Here is a 23050-nt window from a genome sequence, read left to right on the forward strand (position 1 = left end):
CATTTCGGTCTAGCCGTGAACAGTTTTCAAAAGCTTTTCGACATATTCAGTCTGGTCATCGGCCTGAAATACATTTCTGCCGTAAGCAACTCCCATCGCGCCGAGCTCCAGAGCCTCCTTTGCCATTTCAAAGGCATCCTTTCCCTTCGGCCCGCCGGCAATCACGACGGGCACAGGGACTGATTCCAGAACCTTCGTAAATGACTCAAAGCCCGTGTAATAGACCTTTATCAGATCGGCGCCCAGTTCATAGGCGACCCTGGCTCCGAGTGCAATATATTCGGGGTCAGTGAAGTGATCCATGGCCTGCGGAAGCATTTCAGTAATCAATGGCATTCCTAGCTTGCTGCATTCTTCTGCCACTTTTCCGATAATTTCAAGCGACGCATTTTCACCATCGCCTCCTATGAATCCCATAACAACGACTCCGTCTGCTCCTATTGATAACGCGTGTTCGACGGAAGTAGTAATTCTGTGGTAGTCAAACTTTGTGGAGTAGTTAGTAGAGGCCCCCGTTATTCTGCATAGAATCGAAACCTTTCCTCCAAGCAAATCTCCGTTCTTTTCGATGACGCCTGGATTTAGAATCATCGCATCGGGCCGGCTAGCAACTATGTTGCTCAATGTCCTCCTGATATCTCTGATGCCTTCTATCGGACCCTGGAACTGCCCGTGATCCAGAGCGACGATCACAGTTTTTCCGTCTTCTCTGAGTATCCGGCTCATTCTAATCAGTTTTCCCGTCATGACATCTCTCCTATCATTTGTTCAGAACATATGTGCCTAGATTATAGTACATTCTTTCTGAAAAACAAAATCAAAGCGAAGGATTTGGCAGTTTTATTTTGGGTGAACAATTAGGAATAGGAGTGAAAATTGGTTTCGGCGTTTGGACCCATGAAGGTGTACTACTGTTCAATTTCCGTTCTCTTCTACTGCAGAAGGCAATTTAGTTCTGGGTTAGCTTTGACACCAGATGATTCCAGACACGGTTCTATGATGGAATGAAGATTGTTGAAGAAGCCTTTACTTTGCTGTTCTACAGATTCTGAAACCGAGATTTGTAATAGTGTGACCCGGCAAACCTTTCGATCTCACATCGATGCTCACACCAGCGGGACAGTCTATCCAGCTGCCTCCTCTTTTAACTCTGTAAGCTGAGAAGGTGTAAACATAGGGATTCGTTTCATCTGACGAAGAGTAGTCTGTATGATAATCACTAACCCATTCCCAGACATTTCCCGACATATCGTAAATTCCCAATTCATTTGGAGCCTTGGTTCCTACCGGATGGGTCATGCTTTCGGAGTTAGACTTATACCAGGCGACCGAGTCAACCGAGTTCCCTCCAGATCTTGTATATCCTTTGCTATTGTTACCGCCTCTAGCTGCAAATTCCCACTCTGCGTCTGTTGGAAGTCTGTAGCCCTTAACTTCGGAGGGATCAGTCGTTCTCTTGCCCCTTCCATCAAGGAAATTTCCCTCAGAGTCGTAAGCATTAGGAAGCCCTTCCTTAAGGCTCAACCAGTTGCAGTAAGCAATTGCGTCCCACCAACTCACGTTGATTGCTGGGCTGGAGCCTCTTCCCCAACCGGAATCGTAAGGAATGGTTCTTCCGGTTTCCTCACAGAAAGTATCGAACTCGTCGTAGGTAACTTCGAACTTCCCAATATAGTAATCATAATTCAGATGGATCTGTCGAACCGGCTCATAATCAACGCCTTCCTCTCTCCATGTGGTTCCCATGAGAAAGCGTCCGCCGTTGACGAGAATCTGTTCCGGCAATGAAGCGCTTAAAGAAGCGGCAAGAAGAACAATTATGAATGTCAAGAATAGTCTATACATTTAGATCCTCCTTCTGAAATTATCTTTCCTTAGATCTTCTGAGTTCCAGACATTCTCTACCGGTTCCTTTTCGAAATCCATTTCCATATGAGACGTGTTTGCCCAGTCTAGAAGCTCCAGAGAAATCGAATTGCCATATCTATATGCTTTCACCGTTGTAATTGCACAGTTGTCTATCGAGACACCTGATCTCGAGAAGAAGTGCTCCGGGTCAATCCCGCTGCAGACGAAGGGAAGTGTCATTGAGAGAAAGCCTCCGTGACTGACGGCCAGAACCTCTCCCGCGGGACATTCATCGACGAAAGTATTCATCGCTTTCCAGAATCGTCCGATGACTTGTCTATGACTCTCACCCTCGGGAATTCGCTCATCTTCCTTGCCCCCAATCCAGTTTCTGACAAGTTTTAGGAATGCGCTACTTGCTTCGCCTTCAATCAACTTGCCCTCAAGTTCACCGACGTGAAACTCCCTGATCTCGTTCATGGGTGTGGCTTCGATTTCCAATTCAGAAGAGACTATACTCGATGTCTCCATTGCTCTCAATATCGGCGAGGAATATATCCTGCTTATGTTTTTTAATCTCAAATAGCGCGCTGCCATTTCGGCCTGCCGTATCCCTTCTTTTGTAAGCGGGAAACCTTCATTGCTATTTGCGAATATCCTCTCAATATTTGCCTGACTCTGGCCGTGGCGCATCAGATATATTGTTGTCATTTTTTGCCTCCATGAAGTTACTCAAGAAGATGATAACAGATTTGGTCTGAAGGTTTTTTGGTCAAAACTCACAGAGTATTATGCGATAACTCAGAGTGCTCGACCCGTTTTGATAAGACTTGGGCTCCAGAGGTCAATATGTGAGATGAATATCTTGATTCTAAGGCAGTTTTATAAAGATAGCTCTTACCCACTTGCTGATTTTACGAATATGTCGGCTTAACGTCTAGTTGCCTCCCATGTTCCTTCGGCTGAAGGTTCGAATCTAGTGAAGGTTCCCGACATTGTTCCTTTCTCAGCGACTCCAGCAAAATCTATTTCGCTTTCAGAGGTCCAGGTGTTGATATTTACCTTATGATCGTTGGAGATCATCCCAAAAAGCTCTTTACAGGTTGAATCAAGACAGAATCCGCCCCTGTAATTGTAAACTAGGTGCTGCTCAACATGAAAAGTAGCTGTCTTCGAAGCTCCACCTGAATAAGTCATTACAACATCCCAGCTTCCATTCAAATTAGGAAGTCCAAAGAACAGACACCCAGATGCAAGGAAGATTATCGCCAATATCGAGAGTGCGGTCAAAAAGCGTTTCTTCATTCTCCATCCCCTCCGTGTAAAAAGCGCATTCTTTCTTGGGATAACTACGGAATCTACAAAGAGCGCGAATTTGCTCCAATTATACAGTGAATTAAGCTTTGAATGGGGAATCTTAGTCGCTGCTGAACAGCGATTATCTATGAGAAAAGACGATAGCACTACTGATCAAATATAGCAATTCCGTGTAGTTAAAAAGAAACTATGAAGCAGAGGCCTCGGGCACAATATCATGTGGAAGCGACATAATTTATGCTGATATTACTTCAACATTAAGCTTATTGCTCATGTTGTGATGGATTCATTTTTGCTTGGAAGTTCATTAGGCATTGTGATCTAATTAACATGAATTAGAGGCCGGGCTAATGCTTCTTATTACGGGGATACTGCTTTTTCCAGTGGCAACCGGAGGACTTCCCTACTATGAGAACGGTCTTTACGGTCTGCTACTTGTGATGTTCTCCCTGCAGATCATCTCAATGGGGAAAACGCCCTTTGGCGACCTGAAAAGATCAAAGCTTGTCGTGTTGTCAGGGCTTATCGTTGGTGGAATTGGAACGATAACCTGTTTCATTCCAGATGCCTTCAATGATATTCCCAGGCTTGTGCTATTCCTTTTCTTTGGCCCGGGAGGAGTTCTCTTGCTTCTTCAAATGATCCTGTCGAAGGATAAGCTCAGAGTCTGGTCCGAATATGGTGGTATATTCAGACACTTGATCGCCGGAAGCACGGTGGCATACGTTTCATCGATTCTCATTTCGATACTTCTTTGGAATCAGAGCCTGTTAAGTGTTCAGATGACGGCGATAATCATTCTGATCTATGGAGCCGCAATCGCATATCTCTCAGTGGTTCTGAGAAGGATATTCAGCGCTTACCCGAGAGAGAAAGAGAGGAAAGACGGAGAAGTCGAACTCCCCATCGACAGAGCTATGATTCTTTTTACAAGCGTTTTTATGATTATTCTGGGCGTGTTACTGATTCCAGTCAATCTCGGACTCCTTCCGTTTTCTGGAAGTGCCCAGCTTGGACTGCTGATGATGATTTTCGCTATCCAGATGATTGCCTCGGGAAGCACCCCGATAGGGGTCTTTCCCAGGTCGCTACCTGTTATCCTAATAGGGTTTTTATTCGCAGCACTGGGAACCGTGTCTTGTATCATTCCTGAGGTTCTAGTGTATCCTCTGACCGTTCTTGTTGGTGTTCTGAACATTCTAGGTGGAGCGATTTCAATCGGCAAATTTCTTGGACAGCGGGCGAGCAGTACGGAGCGACAGAAAGGTAAGATTCCGAAGATACTGGTGAAGTTGACCGTTTCTCAACTGATTCTGAATGTTCTTGCGATTACATTCGGTCTCTCAATGCTGATCTCTCATCTCTTGCCGGGATTGGTCATTGGTGTAGTTTTGGCGGCTAATGGGACAGTGCTTCTGTACTTGCTTTATGTTTTGTTTGCTATAGATAAAATATAAAAGGAGATGGAAACCAAATAGCTGCTAGAGAATTCTCAAAGCTAATCAATTAAATTCAGAGGAAAAAAGCAGTTGGATTGGTTCATACCGGAAACTCGGTTTCCAAATTATGGATCATTCATATCACAACGCAGATCTTATCTCTCGAGTATTATTTGAATTCCTGACTTTCCAGTTCCATCGAAAGTGATTTAACTCTCTTCACCTGCACCACAAACGATTCAAGTCGGCTTTCTATCGTTGGAGTGAACGGGTTCCCATCGGACTCAAAGAAGAGAATCGGAATGTTGCCAGCGATCTTGAAGATCTCCCTCTTGAGTTTGCTAGAGCTTTCTCTCAGGTGTTCCAGACCTCTTTCAGCAACAGCTTCGGCGATCCTTGTAGGCATACACCCAAATGGGCCTATAGAAATAACTCCATCGTAAGCATCTATCGATTCGAACAAAACGGCCCCAAGAGTCAGTATTGCCTCTCCGGTAAGCTTCGGATTCAAGAAGTCCTTAGAAGTGTTTACCATGGACTCTATGTCGACGAAGTGTGATTTGTACAGTCCACTCTTTTCAAGAATCTTCTTGATTCTTTTTTCGAATGCCTGTTTTACAAGGATTTCAACGTGTTTCGTTCCCCTCTTGAGCGGACCGAGTTCGGTCGGTACGTATCTCTTCAGCAGAATGTAGTCGAGATAATATATCCATTCTTCGATTGGAGAGGCATGCATGATTATTCCGTTGTCAGCAAAGAATAGCTCCAGAGACTTCCTGGAAAATTCATCATTCCTGACGTAAATCTCTCCCGAGAGAAGGACTTTCGGTGCACTTTCGAAATCGCTTTTTAGAGGAATGTGAGAGATATTCTCACAAATCTCCTCCAGTTTCTTGGCCATTTCGCTAAAGGAGTCTCTTTTGACACTCTCAAGTATAATCTTGCGGGCCTCTTTGCTCGCTTTGACTGCCTCATCTCTGTCGGATGCCAGTGTAAGCAAGGCATTTTCAACGTTGCAGAATTCGTCGGCAATAATCATGCTCGCCCAGATTCTCAATTTTGCCTTGAGTCCTATGCCCGCATAACCGTTTTCAGAATTGAGAGAGAACAGGAGAACATTACTCGCGTTGTTCTTGTCTAGCCAAAGATCTATGTAATTGCTGTACTGCCCAAATCGGCAAGGGCCGCGAGTATCGGGCATGAAGTACATGATTATGCTTTCGTCGTCCTTGTTTTCCTCGAGATAACGAATAAGACTTCCCAGAGTCAGGTGAAAAGGGAGACACTCCTTAGATAATGAGTTGGATTTTCCAAGTTGAAACTCCAGTTCAGTCGGTCTCGAGAGAACTTGAGTGTTGATACCGACCTTTTCGAATGCCGCCGCCATGAGCTGAGCCGCAAACTCGCCCATGGTGGGAACGACTACTTTGACCGAAGGATCTGTAATGGGTATGTGTCTTCCGTCCTGCAGCTCTATACTGAATGTCCCGTTGTTCGTCAGCAGTTTTGGCCGCTTCACCCGTTTGTTCTCGCCCAACTCCATCTTCCTTTCGAGGGAGCTTCTGACTACATCGGCGAAGGCTTCGATCCTTGTCTCCACTCCAGCGTCTGACGTATGACTATCCAGTTCCAAAATCAGGGATGGTTTTTTCCCCATAATGTCTCTGAAGAAGGAGATTAAGAACGAATCAGGTCCACAGCTGAAGTTAGTAATGTAGAGTGCGAATAGCTTTGGATTGTTTTTTACATATCTGGCCGCTTTCAAGTTCATCTCGCCCCAGGCCCAGTACATCTTCTCATACGATCTTTCGTTTTCATAAGGAAGAGCGTCAAAAGTTACGACAGGAATTCCGCGTGAAGCGAGTTTTTCTGGGATTCCCATATTGGCGTCACTGGAAAAGGCATTGTAGGCTCGGCCGAAGATAACGACACCGAAGTCCGATTTCTTTAGATTCTCAAGAAATCTGTCTCCGATTTCCTTTATCCTTCCTACACTGTCTTCGTAGGATTTAACTCCATTGGAAAAGGCAGTCAAAGCTTCTTTGCGATTCCTTCCCAGTGACTTCGCAAGTAAGACGAACTTCTCCTTCTCTTTCTCAAAACCCTGCGAAAAATCGAAGAAATCTGTCAAAATTCTTTTCGACTTGAGTTCCTCAAAACTCCCCATTAGCCAGTCCGGTTCGCTCTGGACAAATGGACAGAACACCGAGTTTTCAACGGAATTCGAAACCTCTAAGCCCTTGACTGCTGGAATGAAGAAATAGTCGGGATTCTTCTCCAGAAGATCATAAATATAACCATGAGATAGTTCGACTGGAAAACAAAATTCCGATTTCTTTCTATCCCAGCCCCTGGGGTCGGACTTTTCCGGTACGACAATTCTGAACCCGAGACTGCTGAAGAAATTTGAGAACAGGGGGAAGAGAGTATTCATAGATAGAGACTTGCTGATTCCTATAGTCTCGAGGCCCTTTTCTTCTGGCGGTTCAAAGACTATTTTCTCTCTATCGGTAGTATATATGTATTCGTTTCTGTTTATGGGAAGGTTAAGACGAACATTTTCATACTTGTTGCAAGCGCCGCCGAAGGGGAACTTCTTCCCTCCAACTTCAATTATGCGGATTGGACACTTCCTGTCGCATTTCTCTGCCCCACCGTCACAAATGAAGGTGTTGAGATAGCGAACTTCTTTTGAGATCAAGGCACCCAGCTCAAAGCGCTCTTCTTCCAGCTGGCCCGCTTGAAGCTTTTCCTTAACCATGAGTGATACACCAAATGCGCCCATGAGTCCAGGATGAGGAGGAACTATTATCTCCTTTCCTGTAACTGCCGCCATTGCCACGGGGACAGCTTGATTGAGACATACACCTCCCTGCATGAAGACTTTTTTCCCAACTGGTCTCATTGCTTTTACTCTGTTTGTGTAGTTCAGACAGATAGAATAAACCAGGCCCGCGCAGATATCTTCTCTAGAGATGCCTTCGTTGATCGCCGTTTTTATGTCGCTGCTGATAAAGGCCGCACACTGATCACTGAAGTTTGGGGGAGACTGACCTTCAAGCGCATACTCTCCAATTTCTCTGTAATCTATGTCTAGAGATTCCTTTGCAGACTCTTCGAGAAATGAACCTGTACCTGCAGAACAGGCTTCGTTCATTGCGTAGTCCAGGGCAACGCCATTGGATAAGAAAGTGTACTTGGCATCCTGGCCGCCAATTTCAAATATCGTATCGACTTCTCTATCGAAGAATGAGGCAGCCCTAGCGTGAGCCATAATCTCATTGTAAACGGCGCTTGTCTCGCAGTAAAGTCCCACTATCTTCCTTCCGGAACCGGTGACCCCGAGACCAATTATCTCCACAGGAACATCGAGTGAACTACGAATCTCTTCAAGGCACTGGCGGGTAGCGTTTATTGGATCTCCCATAGTCCTGAGATATGAACTCGCTAGAATGGCATTGTCTCTGGCTCTCATAACCACCGCCTTGGTCGTAGTTGAGCCAACGTCCACGCCAAGAATGCAAAAATCGCCACTTTCAGCTGTCTTGAAAGGCATCTCCCTGAAATCGACCATGTTGACGAACTTCGAAAGGGATTCGTTCTTGGGGAAAGTCATTACTCCTTCCTTGAAGACACTTTCTTTCTCTATCTCGATTTCTTCGAGAATATTAGCATGTAGATAAGCGCCGAAGGCCTCGAAGAAGAGAGCCTCATCTGGTATGGTAATTTCTGCGATTTCTTTCAGGTGATTCAGCATAAGCCGGTTTTTTGTTACTCCACCGACTAGAAGTATCTTTTTTACTCCAGCTTTGTGCATGAGTTCACCGATCTTGTCAGACATGACCTTTCCAAGACCATTGAGAACCGATTCTTTAGGAGTTCCTTTATTGAGAGCATGTGTACAGTCGCTCTTGCAAAACACGGTACACCTTGAAGAAAGCTCGTAAATCTCGTCTGTTTCCACTGCGTTTGCGGCATCCAGTCCGATATCCATTCGCTTCAGTTGCTGGAGAAAGAACTCACCTGTTCCTGAAGCGCATTTACTGCCTGTAAAGACGGCAGTAATGTTTCCCTTATCGTTGAGCTTATACAGGGTGAAATTCTCTCCGCCCACGCTCACAATTGCCTCATGATCTCCATACTTGCTTTTCAGTTCTTTGTAGGCAAATTCAGTAGCTTCAACTTCGGGGATCTGGGGGAGATTCAACAGTTTTCTTCCCTTCTTTCCTGTTGCTACAACCAAGCCTGTTTCAAGAATCTCTGGAAGAAAGCTCTTGAGTACTTTCAGTGGATTTCCTTCGTGCAGGAGTCGCCTGGGTGTTTGCCCATCATACCAGGAAATTGTGCTTGAGCCTATGCAAAGTCCGATTCTGTTCAAGAAGTTCACCTCAAACCATTCAACAGTTTAATAATAGCATAGTAAGGCATTGTTGTATTTTAAGATCACAAAAGACCTTTTCCTATATGATTTACAGCTCTTGAAACCGACTTTTTCGTTGGATAGTTCATCTTCACTTCAAAGGGATGAATTCCACTCAGGAACTACTTCGTTGACTTCATGGGTGTTATCCAGGTTATCTGTTTCATTTCAAGCCTTCACATTTCTTCTCATCATCAAAGATTTGAGTTCTCTACCATTAGGTTTTTGAGAGATGAAATCGGATAATAATCGAAAGGTGAGAGTCAGAAAAATGAGTGCAAAACTATCAGGAACGGGGTTTCGCTAACAAGAAAGATTCCTTTGAAAAGCGCTTTCTCCAAAAAGACTTGGACAGCAGTCTACCTTCTACGAATGCCCGTAGTAACTTAGAGATCATATAAAAGAAGAGCCGTAGGTAAAGACCATAAGACATAACAGACTAATCTCACGGTTTTTCTTTCTCCACTCCTGGAGGACAATATAGAGGATCAAGAGCCCTTGGTGAAGGCAGATACATTCTTAAGGACAAAGAAAAAGGTCCATTAGGAGCAGGGAGCCAATTACTTTCGAGATCAGCGCCGGGCGAATCATGCTGGATATAGATGTCGAGAGACCCGTCATCGTTGAATGACAATCTCGACCGATCACCAATGGAATATCTGTCTATCGGGTTGGGAACCATGAACTGGTCATCACCGTACATTGCAATGGACCAGAATCCACCGGGTTCTATGGGAGGTATTTCACGGCTTTCAAAATGAATCTTGTAATCGTACTTTGAGCCGTCATATGCTTTATTGTCGGCATCGACGTAGCTTATGGTGTAATATGCTTCTTCGAGATCGTTTCCATACAGACCTACATATGCTGCTGCCGCCCTAATCTCGTATTTTCCCTGCATTTGCTGCCGATTTCCGAATTTCCGTTTCGTTAAATTCCACCCGTTCTTTGTGACTCCCAGCTTCTCAGACGGCCGGAGTATAATACTCATCGCATCTTCAATTCCCTTTTCAATCGCGGTGATCATCTCTGGTTGCAAGTTGTTCTCATTAAATGGAAGGTTTGGGCCTATGCCGATTAAACCAAAACGCTCAATAAGAGCCTTTTCAGATGGATGTATCTCAAGCTGTCCAAGAAGGAAGTTCAAATACGAAATGAAACCTGCCGATTCAGCTTTTTCCTGACTGAACGGCGGAAAGGCTATCGGTTCGACAGCTGAAGAAGTTTCACTACCGCGGAAGGCTCCAAAAGGTCTGATTTTGAAGCTGTCTTGAATCTTTGAGACGGCATTGATATCACCTTCTAACTCAGGGTTTACGGAAATTCTTACTATGCAGAAGACGAAATTTCCTTCGCTGGTGAACACCTCATCGATTTCGTTGGGAATCTCAACGAAAGAGGATGGGCCACTGATCATTACTGTCAATTTCCTGCAACCGGTGGTTCTGGTTCCTGCATATGCAAAGTTATGTGTGTGCATATCGATGAATTGGACTGAGAAATATCTTTCACAGATGCTTGGAATCTCTATTATTACCGGTTCGTTCCTCAGATCAAGCCATGCAGCCGAGAACAACGTATCGTTGTTTGGTCTTACTATTTCTCCGAACTCCGGTCTCAGTAATCCTTGAAGATGTTCGAATTTGTTGAATGAATTTGGAATAACTGCCTGGAGAACCATAGTTCTGTAGTTCTCAAGCATAGGAAAAGCGAAGATATACGCTTGCCTTGCAACTTCACTTGCTTCTTCGTAGTTGCTTGTCGGCATTTCCGCTTTTGCTGAAACGAAGGTAAATAGAATAAGTACTAAAGACAGCAGAATCAAAGGTTTCAAATTCATTTGACGATCCCCCGTAAGATAGTCTCTCTTGCATTGTTCTCTAATCACTTGTTAAGCTTTTGTCTGGAACAAACGAACGAAAAACGCTAAACGTGAGCTAAAGCGTTATCTACCACGCCACTTGACAGATCAAGCAGACAATCTGTGATTTTCCCCACAACTGTCAGACTGTTGATTGAACAAAAGAGTTTACGTTGCACTAAAGCCAGAATATTAGTGATTCACTTCACGCCTCAATCGACCAAAACAATGGGAAAGGAATGATCTATTTACGAATCATTTGCCATGCCATCTCTTCAAGAAGAAACCCTGATTGTTAGGCCGTAGATTTGAGCATTAAACAAGAAGTGTGAGAATGCAGATGCTACAATGCTGGAAGACTCTTTACTGCCCTTTAAGATTAAGCCCTGCAAACTCGATTCAATTCTTTCTCACCGAAATTCAAACTCGTGGAAAATCGAAGATTAATGATTATAAGTGAAGAAGGGCGGTTAAGATCGATTAATCGAAGATTGCTCCGCATTTCTCGTTTTGAAGTTAATAAAGCAAAATGTAGAATTGGTGTGAAACAAATTTCAGCAATAATTTGCAGGAGGCATTTATGTACTCGCCGTCGCTAATGATAAAGATCTCTGAGTTGTACTACTTCAAGAAGTGTTCCCAGAGGGAAATTGCAGAGACTCTCAAGATCTCTGTTCCGACGGTATCTAGGATTCTCCAGGAAGCCATAGAAAGTGGAATTGTCAAGGTTCAGATCACAAATATCCAGAATAGAGTCACGCAGTTGGAAGATGCTCTGAAAGGTAAATATGGCCTTAAAGGAGCCATTGTAGTCGAGACACCTGTCGATCGAGACGACTGGCACATAAAGAAGTTGCTGGGAAAGAAGACCAGTGAATTGTTCTTTGACGTTGTCTCACCTGGGTGCAAGGTGGGAATTGGTGCCGGAGGAAGCATTTGTGAGATGATAGAGTCTTTTGACGGCGAGAAGAGTGTCCCAGGACTTCAACTTATACCGTTGATGGGTGGATGGGGGCTGCAGAATCTTCAGAACGAAACGAACAAATTGGTCGGTTCTATGGCCTCTATACTAAGATGTACTTTCCAGCTTCTTCTTGCTCCGGCTATAGTGAGCAGTGAAGAAGCAAAGAGGGTTTTTCTCAGCGAACCGCAGATTTCCGCAATATCTCAGATGTGGGATGAGCTCGATACGGCGATATTTTCAATAGGACCAGAGATCGAATGCAGCATTTTTCCCTCAATAGTTGATCATAACGGTATCGTTGAAGAGATCAAAGGATTGGGTGCAGTGGGGGACATCGTGGGAAGAATTATTGACGGCAGTGGAGAAGAGATGGACATAGATTTCAACCACCGCATGATAGCCATTCCTTTCGAAAAGCTGCTGAGAATAAAGAACAGAGTTGGAATTGGAGGAGGTTCCAGAAAGATTAGAAGTGTGAATGCTGCAATAAAGAAGGGAATCGTGAATTATCTGGTTACCGATTCGGAGACATGTAAATATATTCTCGAAAACGGAGGTAAAGGATTGTGAATGTTTTAGAAGAGATGTTTGGAGTGAAGAAGCCAATAATCGGGATGGTACACTTTCCGCCACTTCCCGGGTCACCTCTCTATGATTCAAAAGGTGGAATGAAGAAGATTATGGACGTCACGCTGAGAGATACCGAAGCCCTACTCGAAGCGGGTTTTGACGGTGTGAGTTTCAGCAATGAAGGAGACAGGCCGTACCTAGCCAACGTTCCAATGGTCACTGTTGCAGCGATGAGTGTACTTATAAGCGAAGCCACGAAGGCGGTCGAAAGACCTTTTGGACTTTCAGTATTGGCAGATCCCGAAGCGGCGATTTCTATAGGGACCGCGGTCAGAGCCAATTTTGTGAGAATATTTCTTTCATGGGTCTATGTCGGCGATTGGGGAATAGTCGATCCCGACGCAGGTAAGCTTCAGCGACTGAAGACTTCCATTAGTGGGGAGTTTAAAGTTTTCGCAAACATAAGCGGTCACACCGAGCCACTGGGTGGAAGAAGGCTCGAGGACATAGCGCGAGGAGCGGTCAAGTTCGGATTGGCAGATGCTGTATGCCTTGCAGGTACAACTGCAGGCAGCGAGATCCCGGAACAGGATCTCATAGGGGCGAGAAAAGGGTCAGTGGGAAGACCCGTCATCATAGGCACAGGAACTACAATAGACAATGTGAAAAAAATGTTAACGTTAGGCGATGGCATAATCATGGGAACTAGCGTCAAAGTAGATGGTGACACATTTAAGCCAGTAGACCCGAAGAGGGCTAAGGAGTTCATGGATAAGGCGAAGTTTGTGAGGGAGAAACTGCCATGAAAATCCTTGAAATTCAAGAGCTGACAAAGGAGTTCCCTGGAGTTGTCGCTCTTGATTCCGTCAACATGGATCTTGAAGCCGGAGAGATCCACTCTTTAGTTGGCGAAAACGGTGCTGGTAAATCAACACTGGTGAAGATTCTCGCGGGAGTCTACAGACCGACCTCAGGCCACTTTTCTCTTAAAGGAGAGGAGATGCACTTCCATTCGCCGAAGGATGCCTCAAAGCACATAGGCGTAGTTCATCAGGAAAGGGAACTCGTACCGCACTTTTCTGGGTATCAGAATCTCTTCCTTGGTTTAGAAGAGACGAAGGCAGGGTTCCTGAAGAGAAGAGCGATGATTTCGAAAGCAAGAGAGTTCATATCCAAGTATCAGCTCGATGTTGATATGAATCTTCCTGCAAAGCAGCTAGGCAGCGGTCAGCAGGAGATGCTCACAATACTGAAAGTCCTTTTCAGAGATCCAAAGATAGTCGTTTTTGATGAACCTACTGCTCCCCTGAGTATAAAGGAGATCGAGATACTCTTTAAACTTATCAGGGATTTGAGGGGAAAAGGAATGACAATTCTCTATATCTCCCACCATCTTTCGGAAGTTCTTGAGCTCTCAGATAGAATAACCGTACTAAGAAATGGAAAGAAAGTATCTACAATCGAAAACGGAGATCAGGTTAGTGAGAGAAAGTTGATCTCACTGATGATATCGAAGGACCTGGAAAACCAGTACCCCAAAACCAAAACCGAGATAGGTAAAGAAGTCTTTTCTGTGAAGGACTATTCCAGCAGCCGATCGAAGTTCTCGAATATCTCGTTCTCGATTAGAGAGGGTGAGATTGTCGGATTTGCAGGTCTCGTCGGCGCCGGCCGAACCGAACTTGCCAAAGCGATCTTTTCTGGCGTGAAGTACGAATCGGGGGAGATTACTCTCAATGGAAACCGGTTCATCTCGAAGTCGTCCGGACAGAGTGTAAGAAAGGGAATAGCCATGATACCGGAAAACAGACGTGCCGAAGGTCTCTTCGTTCAGATGTCCGTGAAGGAGAACCTGGTAGTTCCGCATCTCTCTTCACTATCTAAAATGGGATTCACGGTGCGAAAGGACGTGAAGGAATACGTAGGCAAGGCCATAAAGAGATTTTCAATCAAAGTCACTTCGCCCGAACAATCCGTAAGGACTCTCAGCGGTGGAAATCAGCAGAAAGTCTCTGTGGGCAAGTGGATGGGAGAAAATGCTGCGGTGTGGATATTTGATGAGTCAACTCAGGGCATCGATGTTGATGCGAAGACCGAGATCTACAATATAATGGGAAGTCTTGCCAAGGGTGGTGCAGGGATCTGGTTTATCAGTTCCGATCTACGTGAACTTGTTGCGATCTCCGACAGGATATACGTAATGAAGGGATTCAAGATACTGGGTGAGTTTGTTCCTCCTTTCGATGAAGAAGAGATCCTCGCCTTGATGATAGGGGAGAAGAAGTCATGACAGAAAAGAAGATTCATTTTCAGCAAATCCTAACGAAGTTCGGCACGATAATCGCTCTGATCGTTGTATTTGTGGTTTTCGCTTCATTCGTTTCCGGATTTATTCAGGTGAGAAACCTCCTGAACATCTTGAGACAGATTGCGCTTCTAGCAATTATTTCCGAAGGCTTCACAATGTGTCTAATAGTTGGGGAACTCGACTTATCATTTGCCCATGTAGCGAGTCTTACAAGCGTAATAGTCGCTGGACTAATCATCTCTGGAATGAATCCCCTCCTAGCAATCATCATATCGCTTTCCGTTGGAGCGGCATTTGGAATAGTCGCCGGATTGCTTGTAACAAAGGTTGGAATCCCTTCTCTCATAACCACTCTGGCAACGGGGATAATCGCTACTGGACTAATTTACGCATACACAAAGGGAGTTTCATTCTACGGCAAGATGCCGGAATCTTTCCTTGCGTTGGGTAGGGGCGATATTGGGCCTATTCCGTCACTCGTAATCATTATGCTCATAGTAGTATTCGCCGCGCATTTGATGATAAATAACATGAAGATCGGCAAATACATGCAGGCCACAGGGGCGAACAAGATGGCAGCTAGATTGGCCGGCGTAAATACTGATAAGTACAAGACTCTCGCCTTGGTCCTCTCCGGCATGGGCGCTTCATTCACCGGAATTCTTCTGACATCAAAACTTGGTGCGGCCAATCCTGAAGGAGCTACGGGGTTCATGATGGATGGCTTCGCTGCGGCACTCCTTGGCGAGACGGTTCTTAGCGTGGGAAGGGCCAGCCCTTTTGGAACATTTATTGGGGCCCTTATGATCGGTGTCTTGAACAACGGAATGACATTGGCAGGGGCGCCCTACTACATGCAGGATATTACAAAGGGAGCAATAATAATTCTTTCGGTTACCATAACTTCTATCCAGGCAAAGAAGCTGGAAGGAGAATAAAGGGGGCAGTTAAAGTGAAAAGGTTGTTTGCTGTTCTATTAGTAACGATTATGATCTCGGCATCGATGCTTGCAGTGAAGATTGGTTTCATTGCGACAAATTTCTCTTCTGAATCACAGGCAAGAGTTCTGAATGAATTCGCGAAAATCTGCAGTGAAAAGGGCTGGGATCTTGTCCAGCTGAATTCGATGGGATCAGATGAAACACAATCAACTCAGATCGAGAATCTGGTCCAGATGAAAGTAGACGCAATCGTTTTGGCAATGGGTCATCCAAATGTCGTTATCGATGCTCTTCAGAAGGCGTTTGACGCTGGAATTCCCGTAATTACAATCGACTCCGGATACGTCGATGGAGTAGTTGCAGACATCACTTCAGACAACTTCGTTATCGGAGCGAAGATGTCCACTTATCTCGTGGATTCTCTAGGCGGTAATGGCGACATAATCGTCATCAAGTTTGTGAAGCATTACGGAACCAGAAGAAGAGGATCCGTTCTGGATGTAGTTCTAACAGAATACCCGGGAATAAACGTTCTGGCTGAATACAGCGTGGTTGCATCCGCGAGGTTTATGGACGATACTAGATCTGCAATGGAGACCTTTGCCCTCAAGTATGGGGACGAGATTGACGGTGTCTGGTGTGCTTTTGATCAGCTAGCTTATGCTGCGGCCGATGTTCTCACTGAATATGGAATAACAGACGCTCTGATAGTCGGAGCCGATGGAAATGAAGAAACCTTTAGAAGAATCGCAAGTGGCAATATGACGGCCACGGTTGCTCAACCCTTCGAAGGTATGGCTTCAACGGCTGCAGAAATAATCGACAAGATCGTTCAGGGAATGGACCCAGCAGAAGCGGCCGGAAGAAAGATAATATACGCGGATGCTCCATTAATTGACAAGTCGAATCTTCCAGAGTAACTGAAAAGCACAGACGCCCGTGAAGACGGGCGTCTGTTTTTTGATTGAGGTGAGTGTTTTGTATCTTGGCGTAGACATGGGGACTTCTTCAATAAAGGCAACTCTGCTCGATGAAAAGGGGAATATTGTAGGGCGATCCAGGGTTGAAAGTGTTGTCGTAAGCCCGGAAGAGGGTTTCTTTGAAGTAGAGGCAGAAAAGAACTGGTGGTTGGGCTTCGGGAAGGCTCTGGAATCTATCTGTCGAGGCAACGATGTAAAGAGAATTAAAGGCCTCTGCATCAGTTCAGTTTGTGGTACGTTCGTTCCGGTTGACAATGAATTGAGGCCCCTATACAACGCCATCCTATATGGAATAGATACAAGAGCGACAGATCAGATTGAAAGGCTGAACAATTCTTTCGGGAAGGAATACCTAAAGAATCATCTTGGAGGAGAGTTTACAACCCATTCTGTAATCCCAAAGACGCTGTGGCTAAAGGAGAATAGACCGGAAACCTACGAGAAAACCTTTCGTTTCGTTGAAAGCAACAACTTCGTTTCTGGACGCCTAACAGGAAAGACTGCTTGGGATTTCCCCACGGCTGCCGGAACAAGATTGCTTGATTTTGAAACCCGTGATTTACCCAGAGAAATCATTAGAAAAGCGGGTTTAGATGAGAACAAGTTCCCCGGTCTTTCGTGGCCTCTCAGCATTGTCGGCAGCGTAAATGCATCTTCATCTAGGGAGACAGGTTTGAAAGAAGCAATTCCGGTCGTTGCCGGTGCGTGTGACATAAACGGAGAGGCGATGGCCTGTGGCGGAATAAATCCCGGTGATTTGGTCGTCGTTTTTGGATCTACTACGAGTACGTTATTTACAACCAAAGGATTCCATCTTCTAGATGGTTTCGCTCCGGGCGTATCAATTCTTGAGGGCACATTTAGACTTGGTGCAGCCACTTCCTCTGGAGGGAGATTTGTCGGCTGGATGAGAGAGCTGCTCCAGTCTGAGATTGTCGGAGAAAGTGACTATGGTCCAACGGGGATCATAATTCTCCCATACATCGATGGCGCTAGAGCTCCCTACGACAATCCGTCAGCCAAGGGTGTGATTTTCGGTCTTCAGAAAACGAATGACAAACAATCACTTATTAAAGCTTCTTTGGAGAGTCTTGGTTACGAAATCGATCTATTGATAAGGAGATTGGAGACAGTATCACATGTTCCACAAGTAATTCATGTTCTTGGGGGCATGGCAGCCTGCGGTCTTCTCCTTCAAGTTGTGGCAAACATAACAGGAAGGGAACTGCACGTCTTCAAGGACATCGATGCATCATACGGAGATGCTCTTATGGCCATGACCGCAGATTGTGACTATTCAGATATCGAGAAGCTTGACGCCGTAACGGAAGAAAGAAACAAGGCAGTCAAGATCCTGCCAGACTTGGAACTTAACGCAGAGTACAAGAGCTTCTCCTCCAAGTATGAGAAGCTGTATTCGTCAATAGAAGATATCTTTTAGAACTCAACAATTTCCGAGCGAAATCATTCCCTCGAAAGCTCGCTAGTCCTTCTGTTAAGCGATCTCTTCGAAAAAAGCTTGAAAGCAACGCCCCGATCAAATGCAAATTCGGGACTTTGTTCGTTTTGTGCGTCTTTGATTGCGCTTAGCCTGTTAGAATGATTTCAAAGAGACACAAAAATCTACCAATCAATTACATTTCGAAGCAGTCTTCTGTTATCAAAAATGTCGATATAATCTCCGGGTACATATAACTCTGAATCATCTGAAAAGATGTTAGAGTCGCCAATTGCGAAGACTTTCCCGAATCCGATATTTGCCGCCGCGGCAAATGGAACTACAATAACTACTTGAGATTCAGAACCTTGCGAAAAAGAAGGGCCTGCAGGGGTTCTCATCATTGAGTTTGCTTCATATACAACTGGTGTGAATGCTGTTGACTCGGCTCTGGCGATTATGACTGCATCATAACCCACATTTAGTGAGCAAGTTGCAAATAATGCAATTTTGCCAAGACCGGAAGTAAGAAGATGAGATTCGAACTTGGTTGTTGTGATCCAGCTATTAACAGCGTCAAAGTTGTTGATATTGTCCTTAAGCTCGTTGTTGTTGAACTGAATATCTGCCCCGATTGAACTGGTAATGGCATTCAGGGGTGCATTATCATAGTAATCGTACCATTCTCCTAATAGAATCACTTTTCCCCCGCGACTGAGAAGTGCCGAAAGACTCGATTTCTCGGCAGCAGAAAATGGTGTCGTGGGGACTGCAATGAGGACTGTTCCATAGTTTTCCGGAAGAAACCCCACATCCGATGCAAGGCTCACAGAATAACCCTTCATCTGGAATTCCGAGATGAGCTCCTCGTACTCTTCTTCAAAATCAAATGTAGAACTGGAATGGTAGAAGTTGTTGTGGACGTCGTCTATCAACAGAGTTTTTGGAACGATTGGAAAAGATCCGGGCCAGCATGAAGTAAGCATTAGAACGATTAAGACCAAAACAGAAAGAAAGATGATTCGCTTCATCGGATACTTCCTGGTTTGAAACCGGTAATTCACTCTTATTTGCCAATGCAACGATACTGAGCACTTAAACTCGCTCTCAATGCTAACATGACCAAGACTAAATCCAATAAGTCTTCGAGATTCTCTCTTGACCAGTGTTACCAGAACTGGAAATCCGGTCGCACTTGCAGGTCTTTCTGTTGGGCCGTAACAGTACCATGTGGCACTCTTTGAGCTATAATATATGTAGGTAGATTATCGTCTCAGTGCTGCCTCCTAATCATGGATTGTAGCCAGATTCTGAATCTGGATTCTGTAGGCCAGTAAGACTTTACGCGATTGAGGTAGACAACTATCTGTTAATCGGGGGAGTTCTTTGAAGAAAAAGAGTATCGCTTTTCAGGGCGAACACGGCGCTCATTCAGAACAGGCTATAAGAAAGTTGTCCGGGGAATCACCCATTACTATTCCATGCAGATCGTTTCGGGAGATGCTGAAACTTGTAAGCGAAGAGAAGGTAGACTACGCGATGCTGCCGGTGGAAAACTCGCTGGCTGGCACCGTGATTCCGGCATATGATGCCCTCATAGAAAGCGAGCTCTTCGTCCATGCAGAAGTCATGCTTAGAATTGAACATTGCCTGATGGCGCCAGAAGGACTGAAAATTGAGGACGTGAGATTCGTGATTTCTCATCACCAGGCGCTTGCGCAGTGTTCTGAACACATAGAAGAAGAGGGCATGGAGGCAAAGGAGTATTATGATACTGCCGGTGCAGCCAGGGACCTAGCAACTTCAGAGATGCCCTTCACGGCCGCAATAGCCAGTGAGTTAGCAGCCAAGACCTATGGACTGAATATCTTGAGGAGAAATTTCGAAGATCTCGAAACAAATACAACTAGGTTCTTCTTAATGGGAGGAGAGGCCATGGAATGTTCTGGGGAATGCAAGACCTCAATAATATTCACCACAGAACATTCGCCCGGCGCTTTGTTCAATGTCCTTGGTGAGTTGTCGAACCGCGGTCTGAATTTGACAAAGATAGAGTCAAGGCCTTTCAAGAAGGAGATGTGGCACTATCTATTCTTTGTAGATTTTGAAGGAACAGTAGCCAGAAAACATGTAAGGGAAGCAGTAGAAGCGATCAGCGGGCGCTGCAGTTACTTCAAGTTCGTGGGTTCATATCGCTCGGCCAACTGCGAGATGTGAATCCGGCAACAGATATTCCAAGTCTGCCTAGTCTAAGAGCTGAAGTTCTTGAGAAGCACTATTGTGAAATAGAAAATTAGACAAAGATTTCACGCCAATTCTTGCCGATTCCTATTGTCAATAATGACCCAAGGTTATTTGGCAGCGATTACACCTTCTTCATGATTATGCTCACAAAGCAGAAAGAACCGGCAGCCGGCTATTTCAATATATCGTTGTATAAGCGAGCAACGCCTTTGGCTGATTTGTCAACTCGGATGCCTTGTTTGAGAATAGAACGCTGAGGGTTTCTTTGTTACTTGTCGGTTCTTACGATCCTGAAACCAACAACATATATTCCGATTTCTCCATTCACTTCCTCTCGATAAGGTACCCTCAGGGGTCTTGCGATATTGAAGTAACTACCTCCCCTGATTATGAAGTCCTTGCTGCCGTCTATTGGGACGTAGGGATTTGTAGTTGAGTCAGCAGTGTATTCCTGGAAGGTTTCAGTACACCATTCGAACACATTGCCACTCATGTCGTGTATTCCCAATCCGTTGGGTTCCTTCTCTCCGACTGGCCATGTTGAAAGGCTATCCGTAGTGTCATTGTGAGCATTCTCTCTGTACCATGCGACTTCATCGGGATCATTGCTTCCTGAGTACTTAAATAATGACTCTGAATCTCCACCCCTTGCAGCGTATTCCCACTCGGCTTCCGTGGGCAAGCGAAACCCAATTACTTCAGACGGGTTATCTGCCATGCCGCCTGAAAGATCGAGCAGATTACCGTTGTCGTCATACGCTCTTGCCAGTCCCGCCTTATCGCTTAACCAGTTGCAGTAGGCAATTGCGTCATACCAGGAAACGGAAATCACTGGTCTCCTTTCTCTGCCCCAGGAGAAATCTTTGGGTTTTGTTCTGCCCAAGTCGTCGCAGAAAGCATCGAATTCATCAAAGGTGACCTCATACTTTCCAATGTAGTAGTCGTAATCTAGAGTTACTTCGTGCAGAGGTAATTCATTCTCGTATCCGTCTCCCCAAGAGTCTCCCATCGTGAATGTACCGCCTGCAACAAATCTCATCTCTTCAATGGCAACGAAATTCCAGGAGATGATATTAGAATACGCTCCTTCGTTGTCTTCGGCCTTCACTTCAAATGAATGAACTCCAGTTCCGTAATCATTCCAGACGTATTCTGTTTCCAGTCCGTAGTCATCCCAGCCTGCTTCATCGACGTTGACGTAGTACTTCGCAATAGTGCCGTCTGGATCCGTTGCGTTCCACTCGAGAACGTTCTCTGAATGATCAATTGCTCCTTCAGATCCACCGATCTTCTGGAGAACAGGCGGCTGGTCTTCCCTGGGTTTCTTGCACCCTGCGAGTATCACTGCAAACATAACTATTAGTAACAGTATCAAGAATCGTCTCATCTCTCAATAACCCCCTTTCGCTGGCAGTTAATCAGGACCAAACTGTTCTTGTCACATTGTTCCTCTTTACTCTTCATCTTCCAATGCAAGTTCATAAGTATCGCTACTGAGCAATTCTACCGATTCTGAACCCAGCTATGCTTCCGAGATCTATGGGAATTGTAGGGAACCGATAAGAAACTCGGATGTTTTTCTCAGGAAAGGTCCAGCAAACGCCTGACTGATCCGGTGAGTTCCGCTGGAAACGTACGGGTTTGTTTTTTGAGAAGCGGTATTTTCAGATTAGAAGTCGGTGCACCACTCAAGCACGTTACCGCTCATGTCAAAAAATGCCGAGAGCGTTTGGTTCGAGCCGGCCAACCGGTTGTGTCTTCTCGTTAGAGTTGTAATCGTACTAGGCTACTAGTGAAGGGTTATCGCTTCCAGACCACTTGTATTCGGAGTTATGTTTACCTCCTCGTGCGACATATTCCCTCTGGCTTCCGTCAACAATCTGTATCCCAGTACTTCTGTAATGTCCGTCGTTAACTTCCCCTCCGAATCGAGCAACTGACCTTCGTTGACTTCGCAATGTCTTATGTAGGCAGGAAGCAGACCATCCTTTTCACTCAACCAGTTGCAGTATTCTATTGCCATCCACCATGGCACATTGATTACGGGCCTGCTGCCCATTCCCCAGCCTTCATCGGAGGGGATTACGGCTCCCTTATCTACGCAGAACTCATTGTACTCGTTGAAAGTAACTGGATACTTCCCCCTACAAAGAAATCGTACGTGAGTTCAACCTGATGGGTTGTTTTCTTCATGTTAAAGCCGTCTCCTCAGGTATCTCCCATGGTGAAAGAACCCCACTCACAAAGACGAAGTCTCTCAAATAGGGTTCAAATAAGAGAAAAGTGAAAGTCCAGATTATCGGTTCAGAAGAAAGCCCTTTGTCATCTTTCGCCCTGACCTCAAAAGTATGATCTCCTTCTTGATAACCGCACCAGGTGTAATGGTCTTTGTATCGTGATCAACCCATTCTCCGCCATCTGTTCTATACTGATACAAAGAGACGTAGCCATCGTCGTCATAACCGATCCACTCAAATGTAATGCAGACATCAAGAGTGTCGCCAGAAGGTTCGGAGGATTCTTTCTCGATTACAGGTGGTTGATTACTCCTGAAGATGCATGAGGCCGTCAAGAACAGTACAATTAATTAAGAAGAGTGCCAAAGATATCAGTCTTGGCTTCATTGTGTTTCCACCTCCCTAAAGCGCTGGTGCTGAGATAGGCCAAACCTGTAGAAGGAGGCAGATGCCAACTTATGAAGTGCTCTTTTTTATCTTGCC

At 45.2% G+C, this 23050-nt stretch carries 17 protein-coding genes; 8 read left to right on the forward strand and 9 right to left on the reverse strand.

Features of this window, described 5'->3' with window-relative positions:
• Positions 1–9: 9 nt before the first annotated feature.
• From B3K42_RS10015 to B3K42_RS10030, 4 genes are all read right to left on the reverse strand, one after another.
• Entirely contained in the window at positions 10–747 is a 738-nt protein-coding gene (locus tag B3K42_RS10015; protein WP_110990992.1) for a class I fructose-bisphosphate aldolase, read from the reverse strand.
• A 279-nt stretch (positions 748–1026) separates the two neighbouring features.
• A complete protein-coding gene (locus B3K42_RS10020; RefSeq protein WP_110990991.1) occupies positions 1027–1845 on the reverse strand; it encodes a formylglycine-generating enzyme family protein in 819 nt (272 codons plus the stop codon).
• Complete coding sequence (locus B3K42_RS10025; protein ID WP_110990990.1) at positions 1846–2559, reverse strand: histidine phosphatase family protein; 714 nt, start codon at positions 2557–2559, stop codon at positions 1846–1848.
• 219 nt (positions 2560–2778) lie between these two features.
• Complete coding sequence (locus tag B3K42_RS10030; protein WP_110990989.1) at positions 2779–3153, reverse strand: hypothetical protein; 375 nt, start codon at positions 3151–3153, stop codon at positions 2779–2781.
• A gap of 362 nt (positions 3154–3515) precedes the next feature.
• On the opposite strand from B3K42_RS10030, the gene B3K42_RS10035 reads away from it, so the two are divergent.
• Entirely contained in the window at positions 3516–4622 is a 1107-nt protein-coding gene (locus tag B3K42_RS10035) for a hypothetical protein (RefSeq protein ID WP_110990988.1), read from the forward strand.
• Between the two features lie 151 nt (positions 4623–4773).
• Here the strand turns inward: B3K42_RS10035 and B3K42_RS10040 are convergent, their stop codons facing one another.
• Both B3K42_RS10040 and B3K42_RS10045 read right to left on the reverse strand, forming a co-directional pair.
• A complete protein-coding gene (locus B3K42_RS10040; RefSeq protein WP_110990987.1) occupies positions 4774–8982 on the reverse strand; it encodes an acyl-CoA dehydratase activase in 4209 nt (1402 codons plus the stop codon).
• A gap of 487 nt (positions 8983–9469) precedes the next feature.
• Entirely contained in the window at positions 9470–10864 is a 1395-nt protein-coding gene (locus B3K42_RS10045; protein WP_110990986.1) for a DUF1254 domain-containing protein, read from the reverse strand.
• Between the two features lie 601 nt (positions 10865–11465).
• On the opposite strand from B3K42_RS10045, the gene B3K42_RS10050 reads away from it, so the two are divergent.
• The 6 genes from B3K42_RS10050 to B3K42_RS10075 are packed head-to-tail and all read left to right on the forward strand — an operon-like array spanning position 11466 to position 18089.
• Positions 11466–12419 carry a sugar-binding transcriptional regulator gene (locus tag B3K42_RS10050; RefSeq protein WP_110990985.1) on the forward strand — a complete coding sequence of 318 codons (954 nt, stop codon included), beginning with the start codon at positions 11466–11468 and terminating at the stop codon, positions 12417–12419.
• A complete protein-coding gene (locus tag B3K42_RS10055; protein ID WP_110990984.1) occupies positions 12416–13225 on the forward strand; it encodes a BtpA/SgcQ family protein in 810 nt (269 codons plus the stop codon). Before B3K42_RS10050 ends, B3K42_RS10055 begins: the two co-directional genes overlap by 4 nt.
• Positions 13222–14709: a sugar ABC transporter ATP-binding protein gene (locus B3K42_RS10060; RefSeq protein WP_110990983.1), complete on the forward strand. Its 1488-nt coding sequence runs from the start codon at positions 13222–13224 to the stop codon at positions 14707–14709. Before B3K42_RS10055 ends, B3K42_RS10060 begins: the two co-directional genes overlap by 4 nt.
• Entirely contained in the window at positions 14706–15665 is a 960-nt protein-coding gene (locus B3K42_RS10065; protein WP_110990982.1) for an ABC transporter permease, read from the forward strand. The genes B3K42_RS10060 and B3K42_RS10065 overlap by 4 nt, the downstream gene beginning before the upstream one ends.
• 14 nt (positions 15666–15679) lie before the next feature.
• Positions 15680–16588: a sugar ABC transporter substrate-binding protein gene (locus tag B3K42_RS10070; protein ID WP_110990981.1), complete on the forward strand. Its 909-nt coding sequence runs from the start codon at positions 15680–15682 to the stop codon at positions 16586–16588.
• Between the two features lie 58 nt (positions 16589–16646).
• Positions 16647–18089, forward strand: coding sequence for a xylulokinase (locus tag B3K42_RS10075; RefSeq protein ID WP_110990980.1), 1443 nt, complete (start codon positions 16647–16649; stop codon positions 18087–18089).
• 182 nt (positions 18090–18271) lie between these two features.
• Here the strand turns inward: B3K42_RS10075 and B3K42_RS10080 are convergent, their stop codons facing one another.
• Positions 18272–19117, reverse strand: a complete 846-nt coding sequence (locus tag B3K42_RS10080; RefSeq protein WP_110990979.1) for a DUF4350 domain-containing protein — start codon at positions 19115–19117, stop codon at positions 18272–18274.
• Between the two features lie 355 nt (positions 19118–19472).
• On the opposite strand from B3K42_RS10080, the gene pheA reads away from it, so the two are divergent.
• A complete protein-coding gene (gene pheA / locus B3K42_RS10085; RefSeq protein WP_110990978.1) occupies positions 19473–20303 on the forward strand; it encodes a prephenate dehydratase in 831 nt (276 codons plus the stop codon).
• A 295-nt stretch (positions 20304–20598) separates the two neighbouring features.
• Here the strand turns inward: pheA and B3K42_RS10090 are convergent, their stop codons facing one another.
• Together B3K42_RS10090 and B3K42_RS10095 are read right to left on the reverse strand one after the other, a co-directional pair.
• Complete coding sequence (locus tag B3K42_RS10090; RefSeq protein WP_110990977.1) at positions 20599–21717, reverse strand: formylglycine-generating enzyme family protein; 1119 nt, start codon at positions 21715–21717, stop codon at positions 20599–20601.
• Positions 21718–22119: 402 nt separating this feature from the next.
• Positions 22120–22389, reverse strand: coding sequence for an SUMF1/EgtB/PvdO family nonheme iron enzyme (locus B3K42_RS10095; RefSeq protein ID WP_110990976.1), 270 nt, complete (start codon positions 22387–22389; stop codon positions 22120–22122).
• Positions 22390–23050 lie beyond the last annotated feature (661 nt).

This window comes from Mesotoga sp. UBA6090, from assembly GCF_002435945.1.
Lineage (GTDB): Bacteria > Thermotogota > Thermotogae > Petrotogales > Kosmotogaceae > Mesotoga.

Coding starts and splice junctions, on each gene's coding strand:
- B3K42_RS10060 (WP_110990983.1), top strand. CDS start 13,222: ATGAAAATCCTTGAAATTCAAGAGCTGACAAAGGAGTTCCCTGGAGTT.
- B3K42_RS10065 (WP_110990982.1), top strand. CDS start 14,706: ATGACAGAAAAGAAGATTCATTTTCAGCAAATCCTAACGAAGTTCGGC.
- B3K42_RS10050 (WP_110990985.1), top strand. CDS start 11,466: ATGTACTCGCCGTCGCTAATGATAAAGATCTCTGAGTTGTACTACTTC.
- B3K42_RS10015 (WP_110990992.1), bottom strand. CDS start 747: ATGACGGGAAAACTGATTAGAATGAGCCGGATACTCAGAGAAGACGGA.
- B3K42_RS10090 (WP_110990977.1), bottom strand. CDS start 21,717: ATGAGACGATTCTTGATACTGTTACTAATAGTTATGTTTGCAGTGATA.
- B3K42_RS10045 (WP_110990986.1), bottom strand. CDS start 10,864: ATGAATTTGAAACCTTTGATTCTGCTGTCTTTAGTACTTATTCTATTT.
- B3K42_RS10080 (WP_110990979.1), bottom strand. CDS start 19,117: ATGAAGCGAATCATCTTTCTTTCTGTTTTGGTCTTAATCGTTCTAATG.
- B3K42_RS10025 (WP_110990990.1), bottom strand. CDS start 2,559: ATGACAACAATATATCTGATGCGCCACGGCCAGAGTCAGGCAAATATT.
- B3K42_RS10095 (WP_110990976.1), bottom strand. CDS start 22,389: ATGGGCAGCAGGCCCGTAATCAATGTGCCATGGTGGATGGCAATAGAA.
- B3K42_RS10030 (WP_110990989.1), bottom strand. CDS start 3,153: ATGAAGAAACGCTTTTTGACCGCACTCTCGATATTGGCGATAATCTTC.
- B3K42_RS10035 (WP_110990988.1), top strand. CDS start 3,516: ATGCTTCTTATTACGGGGATACTGCTTTTTCCAGTGGCAACCGGAGGA.
- B3K42_RS10020 (WP_110990991.1), bottom strand. CDS start 1,845: ATGTATAGACTATTCTTGACATTCATAATTGTTCTTCTTGCCGCTTCT.